The 20965-nt window shown below is 65.5% G+C and carries 21 protein-coding genes; 8 read left to right on the forward strand and 13 right to left on the reverse strand.

Going from position 1 to position 20965, the window contains the following annotated elements:
• Window position 1: 1 nt before the first annotated feature.
• Together OPU69_RS15295 and OPU69_RS15300 are read right to left on the reverse strand one after the other, a co-directional pair.
• A complete protein-coding gene (locus tag OPU69_RS15295) occupies window positions 2-1195 on the reverse strand; it encodes an ABC transporter permease (RefSeq protein WP_060977616.1) in 1194 nt (397 codons plus the stop codon).
• Complete coding sequence (locus OPU69_RS15300; RefSeq protein WP_066282568.1) at window positions 1188-2132, reverse strand: ABC transporter ATP-binding protein; 945 nt, start codon at window positions 2130-2132, stop codon at window positions 1188-1190. The genes OPU69_RS15295 and OPU69_RS15300 overlap by 8 nt, the downstream gene beginning before the upstream one ends.
• A gap of 78 nt (window positions 2133-2210) precedes the next feature.
• Between OPU69_RS15300 and queG the strand changes: the two genes are divergently transcribed.
• Genes queG through dapD form a run of 3 tightly spaced genes read left to right on the forward strand, consistent with a single transcriptional unit; the run spans window position 2211 to window position 4883 of the window.
• On the forward strand, window positions 2211-3356 hold the full coding sequence (gene queG, locus OPU69_RS15305) for a tRNA epoxyqueuosine(34) reductase QueG (protein ID WP_060977649.1): 1146 nt from the start codon (window positions 2211-2213) through the stop codon (window positions 3354-3356).
• Window positions 3357-3369: 13 nt separating this feature from the next.
• A complete protein-coding gene (locus OPU69_RS15310) occupies window positions 3370-4044 on the forward strand; it encodes a pyrimidine 5'-nucleotidase (protein WP_498512183.1) in 675 nt (224 codons plus the stop codon).
• Window positions 4041-4883, forward strand: a complete 843-nt coding sequence (gene dapD, locus OPU69_RS15315; protein WP_498512185.1) for a 2,3,4,5-tetrahydropyridine-2,6-dicarboxylate N-succinyltransferase — start codon at window positions 4041-4043, stop codon at window positions 4881-4883. The genes OPU69_RS15310 and dapD overlap by 4 nt, the downstream gene beginning before the upstream one ends.
• A 27-nt stretch (window positions 4884-4910) precedes the next feature.
• On the opposite strand, the gene gltX is transcribed toward dapD, so the two are convergent.
• From gltX to OPU69_RS15335, 4 genes are read right to left on the reverse strand one after another with little or no spacing between them, the layout of a single operon-like run.
• A complete protein-coding gene (gene gltX, locus OPU69_RS15320) occupies window positions 4911-6236 on the reverse strand; it encodes a glutamate--tRNA ligase (RefSeq protein ID WP_498512187.1) in 1326 nt (441 codons plus the stop codon).
• Between the two features lie 44 nt (window positions 6237-6280).
• The gene (locus OPU69_RS15325) at window positions 6281-6565 is read right to left on the reverse strand and encodes a HigA family addiction module antitoxin (protein ID WP_060977621.1); all 285 of its coding nucleotides are present in this window, start codon (window positions 6563-6565) and stop codon (window positions 6281-6283) included.
• A gap of 11 nt (window positions 6566-6576) precedes the next feature.
• Window positions 6577-6855 carry a type II toxin-antitoxin system RelE/ParE family toxin gene (locus OPU69_RS15330; protein WP_060977622.1) on the reverse strand — a complete coding sequence of 93 codons (279 nt, stop codon included), beginning with the start codon at window positions 6853-6855 and terminating at the stop codon, window positions 6577-6579.
• A gap of 37 nt (window positions 6856-6892) precedes the next feature.
• Window positions 6893-8548 carry an NAD+ synthase gene (locus OPU69_RS15335; protein ID WP_498512190.1) on the reverse strand — a complete coding sequence of 552 codons (1656 nt, stop codon included), beginning with the start codon at window positions 8546-8548 and terminating at the stop codon, window positions 6893-6895.
• 147 nt (window positions 8549-8695) lie between these two features.
• Here OPU69_RS15335 and OPU69_RS15340 point away from each other — a divergent pair, with 147 nt between their 5' ends.
• From OPU69_RS15340 to hisN, 4 genes are read left to right on the forward strand one after another with little or no spacing between them, the layout of a single operon-like run.
• Window positions 8696-9631, forward strand: a complete 936-nt coding sequence (locus OPU69_RS15340) for a ribose-phosphate pyrophosphokinase (RefSeq protein ID WP_060977624.1) — start codon at window positions 8696-8698, stop codon at window positions 9629-9631.
• Between the two features lie 7 nt (window positions 9632-9638).
• On the forward strand, window positions 9639-10070 hold the full coding sequence (locus tag OPU69_RS15345) for a cupin domain-containing protein (protein WP_060977625.1): 432 nt from the start codon (window positions 9639-9641) through the stop codon (window positions 10068-10070).
• The gene (locus OPU69_RS15350) at window positions 10067-10867 is read left to right on the forward strand and encodes an arylamine N-acetyltransferase family protein (protein ID WP_498512193.1); all 801 of its coding nucleotides are present in this window, start codon (window positions 10067-10069) and stop codon (window positions 10865-10867) included. Before OPU69_RS15345 ends, OPU69_RS15350 begins: the two co-directional genes overlap by 4 nt.
• A gap of 48 nt (window positions 10868-10915) precedes the next feature.
• Window positions 10916-11701 carry a histidinol-phosphatase gene (gene hisN / locus OPU69_RS15355; RefSeq protein ID WP_498512195.1) on the forward strand — a complete coding sequence of 262 codons (786 nt, stop codon included), beginning with the start codon at window positions 10916-10918 and terminating at the stop codon, window positions 11699-11701.
• Window positions 11702-11786: 85 nt separating this feature from the next.
• On the opposite strand, the gene OPU69_RS15360 is transcribed toward hisN, so the two are convergent.
• The 3 genes from OPU69_RS15360 to OPU69_RS15370 form a co-directional block, all read right to left on the reverse strand.
• Entirely contained in the window at window positions 11787-12794 is a 1008-nt protein-coding gene (locus OPU69_RS15360) for a DUF6607 family protein (RefSeq protein ID WP_060977628.1), read from the reverse strand.
• A 39-nt stretch (window positions 12795-12833) separates the two neighbouring features.
• Window positions 12834-15035, reverse strand: a complete 2202-nt coding sequence (locus tag OPU69_RS15365) for a TonB-dependent hemoglobin/transferrin/lactoferrin family receptor (RefSeq protein WP_498512198.1) — start codon at window positions 15033-15035, stop codon at window positions 12834-12836.
• A 176-nt stretch (window positions 15036-15211) separates the two neighbouring features.
• Window positions 15212-15658, reverse strand: a complete 447-nt coding sequence (locus tag OPU69_RS15370; RefSeq protein WP_060977630.1) for a cupin domain-containing protein — start codon at window positions 15656-15658, stop codon at window positions 15212-15214.
• 138 nt (window positions 15659-15796) lie between these two features.
• Between OPU69_RS15370 and dapE the strand changes: the two genes are divergently transcribed.
• The gene (gene dapE / locus OPU69_RS15375; protein WP_498512200.1) at window positions 15797-16951 is read left to right on the forward strand and encodes a succinyl-diaminopimelate desuccinylase; all 1155 of its coding nucleotides are present in this window, start codon (window positions 15797-15799) and stop codon (window positions 16949-16951) included.
• Window positions 16952-17109: 158 nt separating this feature from the next.
• Here dapE and OPU69_RS15380 read toward each other — a convergent pair whose 3' ends face one another.
• The 4 genes from OPU69_RS15380 to OPU69_RS15395 all read right to left on the reverse strand — a co-directional run bounded on the left by OPU69_RS15380 (window position 17110) and on the right by OPU69_RS15395 (window position 20702).
• On the reverse strand, window positions 17110-17670 hold the full coding sequence (locus OPU69_RS15380; protein WP_060977631.1) for a hypothetical protein: 561 nt from the start codon (window positions 17668-17670) through the stop codon (window positions 17110-17112).
• Window positions 17671-17909: 239 nt separating this feature from the next.
• Window positions 17910-18350: a protein tyrosine phosphatase family protein gene (locus OPU69_RS15385; RefSeq protein WP_498512262.1), complete on the reverse strand. Its 441-nt coding sequence runs from the start codon at window positions 18348-18350 to the stop codon at window positions 17910-17912.
• Between the two features lie 166 nt (window positions 18351-18516).
• Complete coding sequence (locus OPU69_RS15390) at window positions 18517-18885, reverse strand: hypothetical protein (protein WP_498512203.1); 369 nt, start codon at window positions 18883-18885, stop codon at window positions 18517-18519.
• Window positions 18882-20702, reverse strand: coding sequence for an ABCB family ABC transporter ATP-binding protein/permease (locus OPU69_RS15395; RefSeq protein ID WP_498512205.1), 1821 nt, complete (start codon window positions 20700-20702; stop codon window positions 18882-18884). The genes OPU69_RS15390 and OPU69_RS15395 overlap by 4 nt, the downstream gene beginning before the upstream one ends.
• Window positions 20703-20965: the final 263 nt, after the last annotated feature.

A 20965-nucleotide genomic window follows, 5' to 3' on the forward strand; every position in this document is an offset into this window, starting at 1 on the left:
GTCAGTTGCGCGCGAACATCCCTGCGATCAGCCCACGCTTGCCGCCACCTGACTTGAGCACGTTGCGGCGGAACAGCCGTGCGCCGAAGCGGATCAGCAGCAGCACCCAGAAGGCCTGCCAGCCAAGCGCGAGCAGATGCTGCCACAGCACGCCCTGCTGCGCTGCGCGCGCGAGCATCGCGAAAGGCGAGCTGAACGGAAAGATCGCCGCAAACAGTTCGATCGGTTCACCCAGTCGCGTGATCGAGAACGAGGCCAGGAAGAAGAACACCAGCTGGCCCATGGTCGCGGGCATCGACAATGTCTGCACCTCGCGGACGGTGCTCGCCATCGAACCGATGCCGAGGAACAGCGATCCGAGCAGCAGATAGGCCATGGCGAAATAGGCGACGCCGAGCGCGAGGAAGGCGGGCCAGCCGATCGCGGGGAGTGGCAGTTGCGGCAGGCCGTCTGCGGCAAGCAGGATGGCAACCAGCGCCAACGAGGTCCAGCAGGCAATGCCGATCAGCGCCATGCCCAGCATCGCGAACAGCTTGCCGAGAAAGATCGCGTCGATCGGTACCGCTGCGGCGAGAATCTCGATGATCTTGTTGGTCTTTTCCTCGACCAGATTCGACAGCACCATGCCTGCAAGCAGCATGGTGAGCAGCACCAGCAACGCCTGGCCGACCTGCGCGGTCACCAGCCGGCCCTGTTCGACCGAGCCGCTGCTTTCAGCCACCAGCCGCGTCGTGATCCGCGCCGGGGCGGCGCTATCGCCCTCGCGCGCGCGTTCGACCAAAAGCTCGAGCGGGCCTTTCCACCGCTCCACCTCGTCCCTGGTACCGATCAGCCTCGGCTCGGCCAGGCTTCCGGTCAGCACGCCCAGATAGCGCGTGTCCTTGCCCGAAGCGATCACGCTGTCGGGATCGCCTGTTTCGACCGCAACAAGCACAGGAACGCGCGGCTCGCCCAGCTGCTTCGCCAGGCTGGCGCGCGCCTCGAGCGCGGCCGCACTGTCGGCCGCATCCATCACCAGCGCGAAGCTGTTCTTGTCGATGTCGCGCGCGACCTGTCCACCGATGCTGCCCGCCGCGATGCCGATCGCCAGCGGGAAGATCGGGCCGAGCAGGAAGAAGAAGAACGCCTTGGAAAAGATGATCGCGGCAAAGTCGCGCCGGGCGATGACCCAGGAGGCGCGCAGGAGTTCAGGCATCGGCGCTCTCCTGCTGCTGGTCTTCCTCGAGCTGGCGCGCGGCATCGGCTCCGGCGATTGCGACAAAGGCGTCGTGCAGTCCCGGCCGCTCGATCGACAAGGACTGGATGCCCGCCTCGCCCTCGATCAGCGCGCGCAGCAGCGGCTCGACTCCGGTTTCGGGCAGGGTGAAATGCCAGAAATGCCCCTCGGGCACCGCATCGGCGGGCAGCGCGGCGCGCCATGGCCCGTCGAGCGCGCGCGTCTCTAGCCGCACCTGCGGGCGCAGCCGGTCGCGCGCTTCGGATACGGAACCGGCAAAGGGCACCTTGCCACCCGCGATGATCGCGATCCGCTCGCACAGCCGTTCGGCATGCGCGATGACATGCGTCGAAAAGATCACGGTGACGCCGCGCGCTGCCTGGGCGCGGATCATCCGTTCGAGCTTGGCCTGGTTGAGTGCATCGAGGCCGGAAAATGGCTCGTCGAGCACGATCAGTTCGGGATCGTGCACCAAAGTGCCGAGCAGCTGCACCGTCTGCGCCATGCCCTTGGAGAGCGTGCGCACCTCCTTGTCCGCCGCCTTGCCCAGGCCATGCTCCTCGAGCATCGCACGCCCGCGCTTGCGCCCCTCGGCGAGCGGCAGCCCGCGCAGCGCGCCCATGAAGGCAATGGCATCATAGGCCTTCATCGAAGGGTAAAGCCCGCGCTCCTCGGGCAGATAGCCGACCCGGCGCGCGACATCGAGCGGATGATCGGTGCCGAGCAAGGTGCGCGTGCCCTCATCGGGGTCGACAATGCCCAGCAGCATGCGCAGCGTCGTCGTCTTGCCCGCGCCATTGGGGCCCAATATGCCGAAGATGCTGCCGGCGGGAACGGTGAGATCCACCCCGTCCACCGCGCGCTGCCGCCCGAAAATCTTGACGAGGCCATGCGCTTCGATGGCGTTGGCGGTCACGGGCGATCCTTGCTCAAGCGTCTCTCCGGGCGGGCCGTCGCACTTGGTGGAAGCCCATGAATCGGGTAGCGGATGAGCATGGCGAGCGGCAAGCGAAACCTTGAGGCCGAGATAGCAGCAGAAGCGGCGAAGCTGGGCTTTGCCGATTGCGGCTTCGCGCCTGCCGCTCTCGGCCCGGAAAACGCCGCGCGCTTCCAGGCCTGGCTCGATGCGGGCTGCCATGGCGACATGCTGTGGATGGAGGGGCGCAGCCACCAGCGCGCCGAGCCCAAGGTGCTGTGGAGCGATGTGCGATCGGTCATCATGCTGGGCATGAGCTATGCGCCGGGACGCGATCCGTTCGCGCTGGAGGCGCAAGCGGATCGGGGCCGCATCTCGGTCTATGCGCAGGGCGGGGACTATCACAAGACGGTGAAGTCCGCGCTCAAGGCGCTCGCCCGCTGGATCGTCGCGCAGGCGGAAGACGTGCAGGTGAAAGTGTTCGTCGATACCGCGCCGGTGATGGAAAAGCCGCTGGCGATGGCGGCAGGCCTCGGCTGGCAGGGCAAGCACACCAACCTGGTCAGCCGCAGCCATGGCAGCTGGCTGTTCCTCGGCGCGATCTACACCACGCTGGAGCTGGCACCGAGCGGGGCAGGGCGCGATCGCTGCGGATCGTGCACCGCCTGCCAGGACATCTGCCCGACCGATGCGTTCCCCGCGCCCTACAGGCTCGATGCGCGACGCTGCATCTCGTATCTGACGATCGAGCATGAAGGACCCATTCCGGCCGAGCTGCGCGCAGGCATCGGCAACCATGTCTATGGCTGCGACGATTGCCTGGCGGTCTGCCCGTGGAACAAGTTTGCCGATGCGGCGCACCGGAACCAAGCGTTCCTTCCGCGCGCGGAGCTGGTCGCGCCCTCGCTCGCCGATCTGCTTAGCCTCGACGACGCCGCGTTCCGGGCGCTGTTCTCGGGCTCGCCGATCAAGCGCAGCGGGCGCGGGCGGATGGTGCGCAACGCTCTGATTGCGGCGGGCAATAGCGGCGATGGCGCATTGATCGCGCCGGTGGCAGTGCTTCTCGACGACGCGGACCCGGTGGTGCGCGGCGCGGCGGTCTGGGCACTGTCGAGGCTCGATCCGGCGCGGGCGGGGGCCGAACGCGCGGCCAGGGCTGCGCACGAAACCGATCCGCAGGTGATCGCCGAATGGCAGCTTGCCGACGCGCCGCAGCCGGTCTAGGCGCAGCTTCATCATGCGCCCGCCCTTCGATCATGTCCGCACCTGGATCTTCGATCTCGACAACACGCTCTATCCGGCGGAGACCGACCTGTTCGCGCTGATCGACGAGCGCATGGGGCAATATGTCTCCGATCTGATGCAGGTCGATCTCGCCGAGGCGCGGCGAATCCAGAAGGATTATTATTACCGGCACGGCACGACGCTGGCCGGGCTGATGCTCGACCATGGCGTCGATCCGCACCATTTCCTCGATTATGTCCACGATATCGACATGGGCCGCGTTTCGCCCTGTTCGATCACCGCGCAGGGCCTGGCGCGGCTGCCGGGGCGCAAGCTCATCTTCACCAATGGCGATGTCAAATATGCCTCGCGGGTGCTCGACCGGCTCGGTCTCGTGGACCAGTTCGAGGCGATCCACGACATCCACGCGACGCAATACCGGCCCAAGCCGGATGTCGCTGCCTATGCAAGCCTGGTCGATGCGCTCGACATCGATCCTGCGAGCGCCCTGTTCGTCGACGATCTGGCGCGCAACCTCAGACCCGCCAAGCAGCTCGGCATGACCACGGTGTGGATGAACAACGGCTCGGACGGCGGCAATCACGAGCACGATCACGACTATATCGACCATGAAATTACCGCGCTGGGCGAGTGGCTCGCGGCGCTGACCGAGGAGACTTCTGCATGACCGACACCCTGCAAACCCGGATCGAAGCCGCCTGGGATGGCCGCGATAGTCTGGACACCGGCGCGGGCAGCCCCGTGCGCGCCGATGTCATCGAAGCGCTGAACCTGCTCGACAGCGGCGCGGCGCGCGTTGCCGAGCCCGATGGCCAGGGCGGCTGGCAGGTCAACCAGTGGCTCAAGAAGGCGGTGCTGCTCTCGTTCCGGCTGAACCCGATGGACCTGATCAGCGGCGCGCCCGGCGGGGCGAGCTGGTGGGACAAGGTGCCGAGCAAGTTCGACGGCTGGAGCGCGGACGAGTTCAAGGCCGCCGGTTTTCGGGCGGTCCCCGGCGCGGTGGCGCGGCGCGGTGCGTTCATCGCGAAGGACGCAGTGCTGATGCCGAGCTTCGTCAATATCGGCGCGCATGTCGGCGAGGGCACGATGGTCGATACCTGGGCCACCGTCGGCAGCTGCGCGCAGATCGGCCGCAACGTGCATATCTCGGGCGGCGTCGGCATCGGCGGCGTGCTCGAGCCGCTTCAGGCCGGGCCGGTGATCATCGAGGACAATTGCTTTATCGGCGCACGTTCGGAAGTGGCCGAGGGCGTGATCGTCGGCGAGGGCGCGGTGCTTTCGATGGGCGTGTATCTCGGCGCGTCCACGAAGATCGTCGACCGCGCCACCGGCGAGGTGCATTATGGCAAGGTGCCGCCCTATGCAGTGGTCGTGCCCGGCGCGATGCCCGGCAAGCCGCTGCCCGATGGCACGCCCGGCCCGTCGCTCTATTGCGCGGTGATCGTCAAGACCGTCGACGCACAGACCCGCTCCAAGACCGGCATCAACGAGCTGCTGCGCAGCTGATGGCGCGCGGGGGGCCTATAGGCAAACCTATCCCCCCAGCCGCTCCAGCGCCCGGCCCTTGCCGATCAACGGCAGCAGCTCTGCCATGTCGGGACCATGGTCCATGCCGGTGAGCGCGCGGCGCAGCGGCAGGAACAGCGTCTTGCCCTTGCGCCCGGTGCTGGCCTTGAGCGCCTCGGTCCAGTCCTTCCAGACCATCGGGCCGAATTCGAGCCCTTCCAGAACGGTGCGCGCCTCGGCCAGATAGGCGGTATCGTCCGGCTCGGGCGCGGGCGCGTCGACCGGCCCGGTGATGATCCGCCAGTAATCGCCGACCTCGCCCAGATGCGCGATATTGGGGCGGATGGCGTGCCAGATCGCTTCGTCTATCTCGCCCGGCAGCTCTTCCGCGACCGATGCGAAATCGGCGGTGTGGACGAGCTGGCGGTTGATCCGCTCGAGATCCTCCTCGGCAAAACGCGCGGGCGCACGGCCGAAGCGTGCAAAGTCGAACGTCTCGAGCAGCGCGGCGCGGTCGTGCAACGGCTCGACCGGGTCGGAGGTGCCCAGCCGGGCGAGCAGCGCGACGATCGCCTGGGGCAATATGTGCTTTTCGCGCAGTTCGCCCACGCCCAGCGAGCCCAATCGCTTGGAGAGCTTGCCTTCCGCGCCGGTCAGCAGCGCCTCGTGCGCGAATGCCGGCGGGGTGCTGCCCAACGCGGTGAACATCTGCAGCTGGACGGCGGTGTTCGACACATGGTCCTCGCCGCGCACGACATGCGTGATGGCCATGTCGACATCATCGATCGCGGACGGCAGCATGTACAGCCAGCTGCCATCGGCGCGGCGGATGACGGGGTCGGACAGGCTTGCTGCATCGAATTTCTGCGCGCCCCGGATCAGGTCGTCCCAGGCGATCGGCTCGTCATGATCGAGCCTGAACCGCCAGTGCGGTTTCAGCCCCTGCGCTTCGAGATCGGAACGCTCGGCCTCGGTCAGGTTGAGCGCAGCGCGATCATAGACCGGCGGCAGCCCGCGTCCCAAAGCGATCTTGCGCTTGAGGTCGAGTTCCTGCGCGGTCTCATAGCACGGATAGACCCGGCCCGCGGCGCGCAGCTTGTCGAACGCCGCCTCGTATAGCGCTGAGCGCTCGGACTGGCGATATTCGGCATCGGGAGCGAGCCCCAGCCAGGCGAGGTCCGCGCGGATCCCCTCGACATATTCCTCCCGGCTGCGCTCGGCATCGGTATCGTCGATGCGCAGGATGAAGCGGCCTTCGGTCTTCTTCGCCCACATCCAGTTATGCAGCGCGGTGCGGATATTGCCGATATGCAGGTGCCCGGTGGGGGACGGGGCGAAACGGGTGATGGTCATGGGGTAAGGGGGCTCGTTCTTGGGGGCAATCGAAGATCGCCCGATCACGCCGCAGATTGCAGCGGTTCGACATCAGGCTGGTCATGACCCAGCGCCATGGCAAGATCATAGTTCGCCTGCAAGCTGATCCAGAACCGCGCGGTGCTGACCCCGGCACGCTCAAGCCGGATCGCGAGATCAGGACTGATCGCCGCGCGGCCATTGACGACACGCGAAAGCGCCACGCGCGACATGCCCAGCTTGCGGGCGGTTTCGGTGACGCCCAGGCCCAGCGGCGCAATGACATCATCGCGCAGCATCAGTCCGGGATGGGGCGGGGTCTTCATCATAGCAATCAGCCTCAATGATAATCCTGATAGTCGACAAGTTCGACATCGACTCCGACAAAGCAGAAGGTCACACGCCAGTTCCCGTTCACCCAGATCGACCAATGTCCCGCCAGATCGCCCTTGAGCGGATGCAGACGATAGGACGGAAGGTTGAGTTCCGCCGGAGCCGTGGCGACGTCCAGTGCTGCCAATATGCTGAGCAGCTTGGCCTTGTGCGCGGCCTGAATGCCTCTGGTCGATCCGGTTTCGTACAGCAGGCGCAAGCCCTTGTGGCGGAAGCTGACGATCACGTTGCTTCTATATCGCGTAACGATACAAGATGCAAGTCTATCCCGTCCGGAACCGGTTGGTGATCGGATAGCGCCGGTCGCGGCCGAAATTGCGGATGCCCAGCTTTACCCCCGGCGGCGCCTGGCGGCGCTTGTATTCGGCGAGGTAGAGCAACCGCTCGATCCGGGTGACGGTCGCCTCGTCAAAGCCGCGCGCGACGATCTCGGCGACGCTCAGCTCCTCCTCGACCAGGCCGTGCAGGATCGGGTCGAGGATTTCGTAGGGCGGCAGGCTGTCGTCGTCGCGCTGATCGGGGCGCAGCTCTGCGCTGGGCGGCTTGGTGATGACGCTTTCGGGCATGACCGGGCCGTCGGGGCCAAGTCCGAGCGGCGGCTTGTTGGCATTGCGCCAGCGCGACAGGTCGAACACGGTGAGCTTATAGGCGTCCTTCAGCACATTATAGCCGCCCGACATGTCCCCATAGATGGTGGCATAGCCGACGCTCATCTCGCTCTTGTTGCCGGTGGTAAGCAGCATCGGACCGAACTTGTTGCTCAGCCCCATCAGCGTGACCGCACGGATGCGCGACTGGATATTCTCTTCGGCGAGGTCCGGGGCGCGGCCTTCAAAGCTGGGGGCCAGCATTGCATCGAAGGCATCGACCGCGGGCGTGATTCCGATCGTGTCGAGCCGACAGCCCAGCAGCCGCGCGCATTCGGCGGCATCGTCGAGGCTGGCTTGGCTGGTATAGCGGCTTGGCAGCATCACGCACCACACCCGGTCCGCCCCCAGCGCATCGACCGCGACCGCAGCGGACAGCGCGCTGTCGATCCCGCCCGACAGGCCGAGCACCACGCCCGGGAAGCCATTGGCGTTCACATAATCGCGAAGCCCCACGATCATCGCGTGATAGACGTCCTGCGGAAATGGATCGAGCGAATGGATCTCGCCTGGCGCGCAGACCCAGCCGCTTTGCCCTCGCGTCCATTCGGTGCGTACGGTCGCCGCTTCCCAGTCGGGCAGTTGATGCGCCAGAGCGCCGTCCGCATTGACCACGAACGAGGCGCCGTCGAACACGAGCTCGTCCTGCCCGCCGATACGGTTGAGGAACACGAGCGGCAATCCGGTTTCTGCGACGCGGGCGCGCGCCACATTGTGCAGGCGGCGGTCGTCTTTCTCGATCTCGTAGGGGCTGCCATGCGGCGCGATCAGCAATTCGGCGCCCATCGCTTTCAGATGCCCGCACACCTTGGGGAACCAGATATCCTCGCACAGCGGCAGGCCCAGCATCACGCCCCGGAACGGCACCGGCGACTGCAGCGGGGCCGAAGCGAACAGCCGCTTTTCGTCGAACGTGCCGTAATTGGGCAGTTCGTGCTTCAGCCGCACCGCCGCAATCGCTCCGCCGTCGAGCAGCGCGATGCCGTTGTACAGCGCGCCCTCACGCTGGAACACGCTGCCCACCAGCATTGCGGGGCCGCCATCTGCCGTGGCCGCCGCGAGCCGCTCGAGCTCCGCCTCGGCGCGTGCGATCAGCGCAGGTTTCAGCACCAGGTCTTCGGGCGGATAGCCGATCAGCTGCAACTCGGGAAAGACGACAAGGTCGCAATCCTGCGCCTCGGCGCGCGCCTGCAGCATCGCATCGGCATTGCGTGCCAGATCGCCCATGGTCTGCCCGCACTGGACAAGCGTGATGATAAGCCGGTCGGTCATGGCTGCGGGATAGGGGCTGGCCAGGGGAGCGGCAACAGCTTTTGATGGGAAGGGGAGAGCCGCCGCCTGCATTTCATCAAAGTTTCATCTTCCGGTTTGCGGACCATCTGGCTAAGGCGGGCGCGATCAAGGCAACGGGGAAGCCATATGAAAATCCTTTCCGGCAACAGCAACCTGCCGCTGGCGCGCTCCATTGCCGCCTATCTGGAAATGCCGCTGACCGATGCCAGCGTCCGCCGCTTTGCCGACGAGGAAATCTTCGTCGAAATCCATGAGAATGTGCGCGGCGAAGACGTGTTCGTCATCCAGTCGACCGGCTATCCCGCTAACGACAATCTGATGGAACTGCTGATCTGCATCGATGCATTGAAGCGTGCATCGGCGCGGCGCATCACCGCAGTGATCCCCTATTTCGGCTATGCCCGGCAGGACCGCAAGCCCGGCCCGCGCACGCCGATCTCGGCCAAGCTGGTCGCCAATCTGATCACTGTCGCAGGCGCCGACCGCGTGCTTTCGGTCGATCTGCACGCCGGACAGATCCAGGGCTTTTTCGATATCCCCACCGACAATCTCTATGCTGCACCGGTGATGGCGGCGGACATCCAGGCGCGGTTCGGCGAGCACAAGCTGATGGTCGTCTCGCCCGACGTGGGCGGCGTGGTGCGCGCGCGTGCGCTCGCCAAGCGGCTCGACAACGCGCCGCTGGCGATCGTCGACAAGCGCCGCGAGCGTCCCGGCGAATCGGAAGTTATGAACATCATCGGCAATGTCGAAGGGCGCTTCTGCATCCTCATCGATGACATCGTCGATTCGGGCGGCACCCTGTGCAACGCGGCGCAGGCGCTGAAGGACGCCGGCGCGGTCGATGTGGTGAGTTACGTGACGCACGGCGTGCTCTCGGGCGGCGCGGTGGCACGCGTCAACAACAGCGCACTCAAGGAGCTGGTCATCACCGATTCGATCCAGGCGACCGAGGCCGTCACCGAATCGAGCCGCATCCGCAGTCTGCCGATGGCAGCGCTGATCGGCGAGGCGATCCGCCGCATCGCCGACGAAAGCTCGGTTTCCAGCCTGTTCGACTGATCGGCCCGTGCGCCCGAGCCTGCCCGTGCTGATCGCGCTGGCAGCGGGGCTGGGCGCTTGCGCTTCTCCCGGTCCGCAGGGTGCCGTGGTGTATCAGCCCAAGCCAGGCATCACCGAGGTTCTGTCCGGACCGATTCAGGCCGCGCCCGGCCATCACCTTGTGACCGGTGATCTGAATATTCCCGCCAATGCCCCGATTCCGCGCCATTACCATCATGGCGAGGAATTTCTCTACATCCTCGGCGGCAGCACGGTGATCGTGCGCGAAGGCCAGGGCGAACTGACCTTGCTGCCCGGGCAGGCGATCCGCATCGCGCCGGGCACCGTGCACTGGGGCAGGGCGGGGCCGCAAGGCCTGCGCGCGGTTTCGAGCTGGGTCGTGCCCGATGGCCAGCCGCTGCGCGTGGCCGTGCCGGAGCAAACGGGCACGGCGCGTTGAGCGATTTTCTCGAACGCTATCTCGCACGGCTGGCTCTGACGCAGCGGCCAGCGGCCGATCTCGCCGGGCTCGATGCGCTGCTCTGGGCGCAGCGGCTCGCCATTCCTTATGATGCGCTTGACCCCAGGCTCGGGCGCGGGGTCGATGTCGCGCCCGATGCGATTGCCGCCAAGCTCTTCTCGGGAACGCGCGGCGGCTATTGCTTCGAGCTTAACCCGCTGTTCCAGCGCGCGCTCGAAGCCTTGGGCTTTCGCGTCGATCCGCTGCTCGCACGTGTCTGGTTCCGCCAGCAGCCGGGCGATCCGGTGCCGCCGCGCACGCATATCGTGCTGGCCGTCTGGCTGGAGGGCGAGCGCTGGCTCGCCGATGCGGGCTTTGGCGGCGGGCATGTCCCCGCGATGCGGATCGCCGATGGGGCACAGGCCGCAGGCAATGACGGCGCGGTCCATCGGCTGCGCCACGACGACACGTTCGGCTGGATGCTCGAGCGCCATTTCGGCGGCGAGGTCCGCCCGCAATACAGCTTCACCGACGAGCTTGCCCATCCCACCGATATCGCCATGTCCAACCACTGGACCGCGACCTCGCCCGAATCGCGCTTCATCCGCAACGTGCTGGTCAGCCAGGTGACGCGCAACGGGCTCAAGTCGATCACCAACGATCAGTTCAGCGTCCAGCGCGGGGCGGAGACCGAGCGATTGCCGATTGCCGGTGTCGGGGCGATGCGCGCCCTGCTCGCGGACGAATTCGGCATACTGCTGTCCGACGCCGAGGTGGCGGCGCTCGGCCTGTTCTGACGCCATCGCCTCTGGCCAAGCGTTCCGTCAGTCCCTAGCTAGATCATCATGATACACAGCAAGGATATCGAGCTCGCGCAGCGGCTCGCCGATGCGGCGGGGGAAGCGATTCGTCCCTTTTACCGCGCCGATTTCACCACCGATCGCAAGGCCGATGCGTCGCCCGTGACCGAGGCCGATCGCGCTGCCGAGGCGGCGATGCGCGCCATCCTCGATGCCGAGGCCCCGCGAGACGGTGTGATCGGTGAGGAATATGGCGAGAAGCCCGGAACGACGGGCCGGGTCTGGGTGCTCGATCCGATCGACGGCACGACGAGCTTCATCGCCGGACGCCCGATATTCGGCACCTTGATCGCCTTGATCGCCGAGGAATGGCCGGTGCTGGGCGTGATCGACCAGCCGATCGGGCGCGAGCGCTGGGTCGGCGCGACCGGTCGCGGCACCACGTTCAACGGCAGGCCGGTCAAGGCGCGGCTCTGCCCCGAGATCGGCGATGCGGTGCTCGCCACCACCAGCCCGCACCTGTTCAGCGATCATGACGCGATGCATTTCATGGCGCTCGCCAAGCAATGCGATACGCGGCGGCTGATCTGGGGCGGCGATTGCTATAATTATGCGCTGGTCGCGCAAGGATCGGTCGATCTGGTCTGCGAAAGCGAGCTCAAGCTGCACGATTTCGCCGCTCTGGTCCCCGTGGTCGAAGGCGCAGGCGGGCATATGTGCGATTGGAACGGCGATCCGCTGCACAAGGACAGCGACGGACGTGTCGTCGCGATGGGCGATCCGGCGCGGCTCGAAGATGTGCTCGAGGCGCTGTCGCAGCACGATCACTGACATGGAATGTCCCCCGCCCGCCGTGTCCAGGCGGCATGGCGGGGGACGAGTGGCGCTCCAACAGGGGGCGGAGCGCCGAACCTGACTACCGGGCGCTGGCGACCTGTTTCGTGTCGATCGCCCTCGTATTGTCGCCGATCAGCTTCTGCGCCTCTGCAATGGCCTTGGCCGGGCTCAGCTTGCCCTCGACAATCTCGTCCGCCATCGTCAGCAGCCGGGCGCTGATAATGGTTCCGGCCTGTGCTTCTTCCTGGATCGCGATGCCGCCCTTGGTGCTCGCCACCTTGTCCCATTCGGCGCGCACAGCGGCCCAATAGTCCTTGGTCGCGGCCCAGTAATCGTCCGCTGCCTTGACGTTATAGCCATCGAACTTGGTGTAGGTGTTGAGCACATATTCCTGGACGATCGGCTGCAGCTTTCCGTCCTTCACGCCCATTTTCATATTGTCCTGCCAGTGCACCCAGCCATCGGGCGTAGGTTGGTGGCGGTTGATCGCGTAATAGCGGTCATAGACCGGGTTGCGCACCGCATCGCGCCGGGCGAGCGGACGCCAGGTCCAGTTGGAGCGCCAGCGGCGCACCCCGCCCTGCTGCTCGAACTGGCCCCAGCCGGCATAGCGCGGGCTGTCATCGACCTGCCACACGGTCTGCGACCAGCGACCGCGCCGCATCTTTTCGGGCACGTCCTCCCAGGTCCAGGCATTGCGGTCGGAATAGACCAGCACCTTGGCGGGCTCGTACTCCCAGTCCTGCCGCCAGTGCTTGGTGATGTGCGGCTTGCCGTCGATCTCGCTGACCAGAATGTGCTGCAGCACGATGCGGCGGCCGGTATCCTCGATCACGCGCACGACCTCGTGCCCGCCCGAAATCTTGCGGTCGAGCGGGGTGTAGCCGCTGGTCCAGGGCGTCGCTTCCTGCATGTCGAAGCGCACCTTGAAATTGCCCGCCATCGCCAGGATGTCGGCGCGATCGGCTTCGAAAGCGGCGGCCTCTTCCTGTGCGGGACGTTCGGCAATCGGCGGATGGGCAAGCGCGGTGGTGGAGGCCAGCGCGACGAGGCTGGCGGCGGCAAAGGCGATGATCCTGCTCTTCATATGAGAACCCCTGCTATTTATTGATAACGGTATTGCGACTCAGAAGCGATAAGTCAACGAAACACTGCCGTTGCGGCCCGGCTGGGTAAAGGCATCGGCGATGGTCGTGGTACTGGCGAGCCCGCGCACGTCGGACCACCAGGCGTATTTGGCGTTGGTGAGGTTGAACAGACCCGCACGTAGCTTTACCGGCCCCAGCGCGATGAATGCCGTCGCATCGAGAATGGTGAAGGCCTCGGGGCGGAAGCACGAGGGGGTGCACACGCCCGCGCTGCGTTCCTCGGACTTGCGCGCGCTGTGCGTGGCGATCAGCTGCCCGCCGAACCGTCCCTTCGGGTCGCGCCAGCCGATGCCCGCGACCAGCTTCAGCGGATCGACCGTCGCCAGCGGCACGCGCGTGCCTGCCTGCGGATCGATGACGTCGCCCGTGGCATAAGAGAGTGCGACCTGCCCATTGAGCCCGTTCCTGTCGCGCAGCTCGAGCCGCGCCTCGGCGCCTTCCACCTTCACCCGGTCGAGGTTGATGAACTGGAAGATCGCGGGATTGTTCGGCGTGAAGCCGCCGCCGACCACTTCCTGGCTGATGAAATCCTTGTAGCGCGCGCTGAATGCGGTGGCGCTGAGGCTCACCGCCTCGCTGGTGAAGCGGATGCCGCCCTCGATGCTCTCGCTGCGTTCCGGCCCCAGATCGGCATTGGGGCGCGAGGTATAGCCTTGGGCGAGATTCTCGAAGAACTGGTTGATCTGCGAGGGCTCGGGGGCTCGGAAGCCTTGCGCATAATTGGCAAACAGCCGCACCTCGCTGTTCAGTTTCAGCACCGCGCCCATCTTGGGGCTTAAGCGGTTGCCCGACTGGCCGGTGGTCACGAACGTCGCCGGCAGCAGCGGGTCGCTTTGCGGCGAGAGCTTGTAATAGTCGAAGCGCAGCGCCGGAAACAGCGTGAGCGGGCCGACGCTGATCTCGTCGCCCAAAAAGAGCCCCGCGAGCGTATAGTCGGTCACCGGAAAGGCGGAGGACGGGAAGCGCTCTCCTGCGGGCGGCACGGTACCGTCGCGAAGGCCTTCCTGCCGGGTGAAGCTGGCATCGCCGCCGAAGACCAGCTTGTGCGTCAACGGGCCAGTCGTGAACGCGGCGCGCGCTTCGGCCGAGGCACCATAGACGCGGTTGTCGAAGGTGTTGAGCCGGGTGCGATCGGCGAGCGGGGTGCGGTCTTCCTGCGTGAACTGGTGATCCTTGGCCGATTGCCAGTACAGGCTTGCCCGCGCCAGTTCGATCACGCCGGTGCCTTCCCAGGTCCAGTCGCCCGCCACGCGCCAGCGCTTGCCGGTGTCGCGCGCGACCAGATTGTCGACCGTTGCCGATCGGCCCGAGAGCAGATCGGTGACCATGCGGTTGTCGAGATATTCGCCGGTAAGCCGGAACTTGTGGCCACCGGCGGGGTCCCAGACCAGCCGTGCGGTCGCAGCGTTGCTTTGCCCGTCCTGCGGATTGGGCGTGGTGCGGTTCGCCCCCAGCACGTCATTGGTGCCGCGATTGTCCAGCTCCTCGAAATCGCGCCGCGTATAGGCGATCATGGCCGACAGCTCGCCGCTGCGCCCGGCCAGGATCGCGGTTTCGGCAAACTCGTTGTCGGCGCTGGCATATTGGCCGCGCACGAGGCCAGCGACCGATTTGCCCTTCAGAATGTCCTCGGGATCGCTGAGCGTGAAGCTGACCGCGCCCGCCAGGCCATCGCTGCCATAGAGCGCGGAAGCCGGACCGCGCAGGATCTCGACCGATTTGACCAGTCCGATATCGACCGAATCGCCCCGGCCCACGCTTTGCGCTCCGAAGCTGAAGCCCATCGGCTGGCGCACGCCATCGACCTGGATCAACACGCGATTGCCGCCGATGCCGCGAATGGTGAAATCCTCATTGCCCGCGCGGCCGGTGGTGCCCAGTGCCGCGCCAAAACGGGCGGGCTGGCGGCGGACGCTGACCCCGGGTTCGAAGCGCACCAGGTCCTTGATGTCGGTCGCTAGCTCGTCGGCGATCTCCTCGTCGGTCTTGGCCGAGATGGTGACGGGGGCCTCGTCGATGGTGATGGGCGTGCGCGTGGCCGAAACCACGATGGTGCGCCCGTCGCCAGCCTCGGCTTCGTCGAGCGCCTCGGTCTCACCCTGTGATCTCTCTGCTGCGAGGAGCGGTGCTTGCGCAACACACAGGGCCACCAGCCCTGCCGATACCAACCAACGTGTCATGAAAACCCCTTTTGCTAATGCTAGCGATTCGCAATAGCCTATTAAGTGTTTTCGGCCTGCGGTCAACCGCGCAAGGTCAGGGCATGGAGGATCGGTGCCTGCCATTTGGGGCAGGTTGTGACGTGCGGTCATCGCAATAGGGGCGAGCTGGCCCTCAGGGGATCAGGAAACAGGCTTCAGAAAGGGGTGCCATTTTTGCGGCGTTTGTCGCCCGCACCGTTCTCATGCATGTCGACATCGGGATAATGGCAGGGGCCATTGACGCTCTGGCCGATCACCAGGAACGTGCAATCCACATCGCTTTCGTTGACCAGGCAATGCGCATTGGGCTCGCCCTTGGGAAAGGCCGCGATATCCCCGGCAACCAGCGGCGTTCGGCCATGGTCATCGACCAGCACCGCCTCGCCGGACAGGATCACCAGAATCTCGTCCTCGTTTTCATGCCAGTGGCGCTGGGCAGACCAGGCCCCGGGCTTGAGCACGACATGGCTCGCGCCGAAATCGGTCAGGCCGAGCGCGGGCGACAGGCGGCGATACCAGCGGCCTTGGACCACATCGGCCAGATGCGGCGGATATCCGGTGGCGTTGGTTTGCGGAACCGCTTGCAGGTCGACTTTGGGCATGGCGCGATGTTAGAGCCAGATTTTGATGGAATCAAAAGCTGGCTCTATATTTCTGTTTTGCCGTGATTTCCGAGCCGTGAAATGTTCCATTTCACTCGAAATCACTCAAATGCGCCTGCGACCAACGAGAAAGCCCCGATGACCGATACCGCGATGATTTCCGCCGCACCGCTCGAGCTTGCCAGCCGGCTGATCGCCTGCGAAAGCGTCACGCCCGCCACCGGCGCGGTGTTCAATTGTCTCGAGGCGATGCTCGCGCCGCTCGGCTTTGCAGTCACGCGCTTCGTCTGCGGCGCGGCGCCCGACGGTCCGGTCGAGAATCTGTTCGCGATCCGGCGGCCATCGGGCGATGCGGGGCGGCATTTCGCCTTTGCCGGGCATCTCGACGTGGTGCCGCCGGGCAAGGGCTGGGCGAGCGATCCGTTCGAACCGCAAGTCCGCGGCGATCTGCTGCACGGGCGCGGCGCGGTCGACATGAAGGGCTCGATCGCGAGCTTCGTCGCCGCCGCCGCCGATATTCCGCGCGAGGCGGGGACGCTGAGCCTGATCATCACCGGCGACGAGGAAGGGCCGGCGATCTACGGCACCCGCGCGCTGATCGACCTGATGCTGCGCGAAAATACCATTCCCGACCTGTGCCTGGTGGGCGAGCCGACCTCGGTCAACCGTCTCGGCGACATGGTGAAGATCGGGCGGCGCGGCTCGGTCAACATGTGGATCCGCGTGGCCGGCCAGCAGGGCCATGTCGCCTATCCGCATTTGGCCGACAATCCGATCCCGAAGCTGGTGGCGATCCTCTCGGCGATCGAGGCGGTGGTGCTGGACGAGGGCACCGACTGGTTCCAGCCGAGCAATATCGAGGTGACCGACCTGCATGTCGGCAACCCGGCGCACAATGTCATCCCCGCCGCCGCCGAGGCGCGGATCAGCATCCGATTCAACGATCTGCACAGCGGCGAATCTCTGATCGAGCTGATTCGCGGCATTGCCGAGCCGCTGGGCGGGACGGTCGAGGCGAAGATTTCGGGCGAGGCCTTCCTCACTCCGCCGGGCGAGCTTTCGGGCATCATTGCCGAGGCAATCCGCGCGGAGACGGGGGTGGAAACCGAGCTGTCGACGACGGGGGGCACGTCCGACGCGCGCTTCCTCTCACGCATCTGCCCGGTGGTGGAATTCGGCCTGTGCAACGCGACGATGCACAAGCTCGATGAAGCGGTGGCTGTGGCGGACCTGGACGTGCTGGCGCGAATCTATCGCCGCGTGGCGGTCGCGGCTTTGGTGGGGACGAGCTGATCCGGCAACCGGCGCTCTGTAGCGTCCCTCGACTTCGCTCGGGACAAACGGGGGTAAATAGGCTCAGCTGATATCGGGAGGCCCATTTCCTAGGGGCACCATCCCATTTTCCGTTTGTCCCGAGCGAAGTCGAGGGACGTGTGCGCTAAACGAGCCCCTCAATGCGCGGCGTCGCCGCTCACCCATTCGACCCATTCGGGGAAGAAGACCGGCGCGCGCAGCGACCAGCCCGGAGCAGTGGCAGCCGCCTCGCTGATCGACTGGAGCAGCATCTTGCGCCGTTCGGGCTGAATCTGCGGCAGCGCGGCGGCGGCGCAATAGGCCGACGGCAGCCAGGGGCGCACATCCGCGCCGAGCAGGCGTTCGTAGAGGAAGCGGAAGGCCGAGAAGCTCTCGATCCGGCCCTGCGCCAGATCGAACGCCGCCAGCCGCACCAGGAGCGCCATGAAATGCTCGAACCCGTCCTCATGCGGTGCATCGGGCACATTGCCGCGCAGCAGCTTGAGGTCCTGATAGACCAGATAATGCATGCGGATCGAGGCGGTTTCCTCGGCATTGCGCGCCCAGCGCTTGAACGCGTCCTCGCGCGCGAGGCCGATATCGAGCGCGCGCTTGATATAGCGCTGTGCCGCGGGTGAGAAGCTCGCGAACTCGCGCAGCTCGGCAAGCGTGAGTGCCGCTGCGGAATTGCCGGATGCCGCGCCGGGATGGCTGGCCATGCCCCATTCTCCTTGCATCGCCACCGCAGAGTCGCCGCGGTGGAATGAGCAAGATTGGTCACAAGATGGTTATTATCGGGTTAACCATGAAATCCTCCCACAGCGTCCTGGGGGAGGGGGACCGCCCGCATAGCGGGTGGTGGAAGGGCAAACGGATAGTTCTGGCATGGAAGGGCTCAGGGAGGATTTTTTAGTCAGTCCACCTGGCCCGAGACGAGCTCGGGAAGGATCTGGTGTTGTCAATCCGCCTTGCCCGAGAGCGCGTCGAGCATCGGACGGATCGGGGTCAGGTCATAGCCAGCCTGCGCCGCGATGCGAGTGAGTTCGGCGGGGCTGCGCCCCTGCTTGGCCTGGGCGAGCGACCAGAGCAGCGTCGAGCGCGTGCCCGATCGGCAATAGGCGAGCACCTTGCCGCCGCTCGCCTCGGCCTTGTCCAGCGCCGCGATCATCGCATCGACCTGCGGGGCGGAGAAACCGGCATGGGTGACGGGAATCGAGACATAATCGATCCCGGCAGCCTTTGCTGCCGCCTCGATCTCGGCGCTTTGCGGCGCGCTCGGGTCCTCGCCATCGGGGCGGTTGTTGATGATCACCGTCACGCCTTCCGCCTTGGCTGCCGCCACCTGATCGAGGCTGATCTGCGGGGAAACCTGAACATCATCGGTCAGCGGTGTGAACATGCTTGTCTCTTTCATGGCTATGGGCATGGCTGCGGGTGCGGCGGTGGCAGACGCGAGGATCGGCGGCATCTGCACCGGCGAACGGTCGGACTGGTTGCGGTCCTTGCAGGCGGGCAGCATCAGCAGCGCGGCAGCCAGCACGGCGGCGGGAATCCTGGAAAGCTTGTCACTCACGAAACGGCTCCCATGCTTTCTCGACCAGTGCGCGCGACGGCGCATCGGTCTTCGGATCGGCCAGGATCGCGCTATAGCGCTCTTTCAGCCCGGCGCAGCTTTCATCCATCATCGCGTTGAGGAATTCGGCGCGCTCGGCATCATAGGGCTCTTCGCCGGCAAAATGAAGACAGGCCTGCGCGGCATGCACGAACAGCCGCACGCGATAGGTCGCGCCTGGATGCTGTGGCTCGCCATACATGTCGTTCCACGGGCCCGAGCGCGTCGGTTGCTCCACCTCTGCCGCCTCGGCCTCGACCGGCGGATCGAGCGCTACGCCCTGCAGCGCCAGTGCCGCGAGAATTGCCGCCGTCATCGTCATGCCGCCACCTCTTCCTTGGCGCGTTCCTGCGCCTGGCGTTCCCACATCGCCGCATAGAGCCCGCGCCTCTGCAGCAGCTCGCGATGCGATCCCTGCTCCGCCACCTGGCCCTTGTCGAGCACGATGATCGTATCGGCATGGGTCACGGTGGAGAGCCGATGCGCGATGATCAGCGTGGTGCGGCCTTCGGCCAGCGAACGCAGCGTATCGAGAATCTCGGCCTCGGTGGCGCTGTCGAGCGCGCTGGTTGCCTCGTCGAAGATGGTGAGCGGCGGGTTCTTGAGCAGCGTGCGCGCGATCGCGACGCGTTGCTTCTCGCCACCCGACAGCTTCAGCCCGCGCTCGCCGACCTCGGTGTCATAGCCGTTGGGCAAGGATTCGATAAACGTGCCGATCGCCGCGCCATGCGCCGCGCGCTCGATCTCCTCCTGTGTCGCGCCTTCGCGGCCATAGCCGATATTATAGCCGATGGTGTCGTTGAACAGCACCGTATCCTGCGGCACGATGCCCAGCGCGGCGCGCAGCGAGGCTTGGGTGACCTTGGCGATATCCTGCCCGCCGATCAGCACCTGGCCCCCTTGCGGATCGTAGAAGCGGAACAGCAGCCGCGCGATGGTCGACTTGCCCGCGCCCGAGGGGCCGACCAGCGCCAGCGTCTGACCAGGTTCGACCCGGAAGCTCAAGCCGTGCAGGATCTGCCGGTCGGGATCATAGCCGAAATCGACGTTGCGGAACTCGACCGAAGGCTGACGGATGTCGAGCGCGGGAGCACCCGGCACATCGACGATCTCGGCGGGCGTGTCGATCAGGTCGAACATCGCGGCCATATCGACCAGCCCCTGGCGGATGGTGCGATAGACCATGCCGAGCAGGTCGAGCGGGCGGAACAGCTGCATCAGCAGCGTGTTGACCAGCACCAGATCGCCGACGGTGAACTGCCCCTGGCTCCAGCCCCAGATGGTATAGGCCATCGCGCCTGCCATCATCAGGTTGGTGATCAGCGACTGGCCGATATTGAGCAGCGCGAGCGAATTTTCCGACTTCACTGCCGCATTGGCATAGGTGCGCGCGGCATCGCCATAGCGCTTGGCCTCGCGTTCCTCGGCGGTGAAATATTTGACCGTCTCGTAATTGAGCAGCGAATCGACCGCGCGCGCGAGCTGCTTGCCGTCGAGCGTGTTCATCGCTTCGCGCAGATGGTTGCGCCAGTCGGTGATCTTGCGGGTGAAGACGATATAGATCGCCACCATCGCCACCGTCGCCAGCACCAGCCCGAAGCCGAAATTGATCCAGAAGATCACGAGCACCGCGATGAGCTCGAGCACTGTGGGCGCGATGTTGAACAGCAGGAAATAGAGCATCACGTCGATGCTCTTGGTGCCGCGCTCGATCACCTTGGTGACCTCGCCGGTGCGGCGGGCGAGGTGGAAGCGCAGCGACAGCCGGTGCAGCTGGACGAAGACATTCTCGGCCAGCGTCCGCGTTGCCTCCTGGCCGACGCGTTCGAACACCACGTTGCGCAGATTGTCGAACAGCACCGATCCCAACCGCGCCGCGCCATAGGCCAGCACCGCGATGATCGCCGCCATCGCCATGGTGGTGCCGTCGATTGTCATGCGGTCGACCGCGGCCTTGTAGGCAAAGGGCATCGACAGCACCGCCGCCTTGCCCAGCAGCACCATCAGCATCGCCCCGCAGATTCGCAGTTTCAGATCGGGCCGATCCGCTGGCCAGAGATAGGGCAGGAACCGCCCCAGCGTCTCGCGCATGGCGGGCGGGGCCGTTCGATCGGCAGAGGAGGGGGTTTGCGGCGGCATGCTATGCCCTCGATAGGGGTGATGGTCGGCGGTTCCAACCCCTTGGGAACAAAAACCCCAAACGCCAATTGGGCTGGTTGTTACCCGTAAAATGCAAGTTTTTCAGTGCCTCCGGCCATTTTCATGTCACGTTCGATTGCAAAGTTACATTTCGGCCTATATCCTCATGGAAGCAAACACGGACAAGATAACGGTTCCGGGCGCTTCATCCGTTGCTACCGACAATCCGCCAGCCCTGAAGGGATGACACGCAGGTGAGTGCG

It is taken from the genome of Blastomonas sp. 34TW (assembly GCF_059803595.1).

What these genes read in the sequence shown, in the direction of transcription:
- OPU69_RS15390 (WP_498512203.1), bottom strand. Translation starts at nt 18,885, where the DNA reads ATGACGATGACGGCGGCAATTCTCGCGGCACTGGCGCTGCAGGGCGTA.
- gltX (WP_498512187.1), bottom strand. Translation starts at nt 6,236, where the DNA reads ATGACCATCACCCGTTTCGCCCCGTCCCCCACCGGGCACCTGCATATC.
- OPU69_RS15340 (WP_060977624.1), top strand. Translation starts at nt 8,696, where the DNA reads ATGAAAATCCTTTCCGGCAACAGCAACCTGCCGCTGGCGCGCTCCATT.
- hisN (WP_498512195.1), top strand. Translation starts at nt 10,916, where the DNA reads ATGATACACAGCAAGGATATCGAGCTCGCGCAGCGGCTCGCCGATGCG.
- dapD (WP_498512185.1), top strand. Translation starts at nt 4,041, where the DNA reads ATGACCGACACCCTGCAAACCCGGATCGAAGCCGCCTGGGATGGCCGC.
- dapE (WP_498512200.1), top strand. Translation starts at nt 15,797, where the DNA reads ATGACCGATACCGCGATGATTTCCGCCGCACCGCTCGAGCTTGCCAGC.
- OPU69_RS15385 (WP_498512262.1), bottom strand. Translation starts at nt 18,350, where the DNA reads ATGTTCACACCGCTGACCGATGATGTTCAGGTTTCCCCGCAGATCAGC.
- OPU69_RS15295 (WP_060977616.1), bottom strand. Translation starts at nt 1,195, where the DNA reads ATGCCTGAACTCCTGCGCGCCTCCTGGGTCATCGCCCGGCGCGACTTT.
- OPU69_RS15360 (WP_060977628.1), bottom strand. Translation starts at nt 12,794, where the DNA reads ATGAAGAGCAGGATCATCGCCTTTGCCGCCGCCAGCCTCGTCGCGCTG.
- OPU69_RS15325 (WP_060977621.1), bottom strand. Translation starts at nt 6,565, where the DNA reads ATGATGAAGACCCCGCCCCATCCCGGACTGATGCTGCGCGATGATGTC.
- OPU69_RS15335 (WP_498512190.1), bottom strand. Translation starts at nt 8,548, where the DNA reads ATGACCGACCGGCTTATCATCACGCTTGTCCAGTGCGGGCAGACCATG.
- OPU69_RS15370 (WP_060977630.1), bottom strand. Translation starts at nt 15,658, where the DNA reads ATGCCCAAAGTCGACCTGCAAGCGGTTCCGCAAACCAACGCCACCGGA.
- queG (WP_060977649.1), top strand. Translation starts at nt 2,211, where the DNA reads ATGGCGAGCGGCAAGCGAAACCTTGAGGCCGAGATAGCAGCAGAAGCG.
- OPU69_RS15395 (WP_498512205.1), bottom strand. Translation starts at nt 20,702, where the DNA reads ATGCCGCCGCAAACCCCCTCCTCTGCCGATCGAACGGCCCCGCCCGCC.
- OPU69_RS15380 (WP_060977631.1), bottom strand. Translation starts at nt 17,670, where the DNA reads ATGGCCAGCCATCCCGGCGCGGCATCCGGCAATTCCGCAGCGGCACTC.
- OPU69_RS15365 (WP_498512198.1), bottom strand. Translation starts at nt 15,035, where the DNA reads ATGACACGTTGGTTGGTATCGGCAGGGCTGGTGGCCCTGTGTGTTGCG.
- OPU69_RS15310 (WP_498512183.1), top strand. Translation starts at nt 3,370, where the DNA reads ATGCGCCCGCCCTTCGATCATGTCCGCACCTGGATCTTCGATCTCGAC.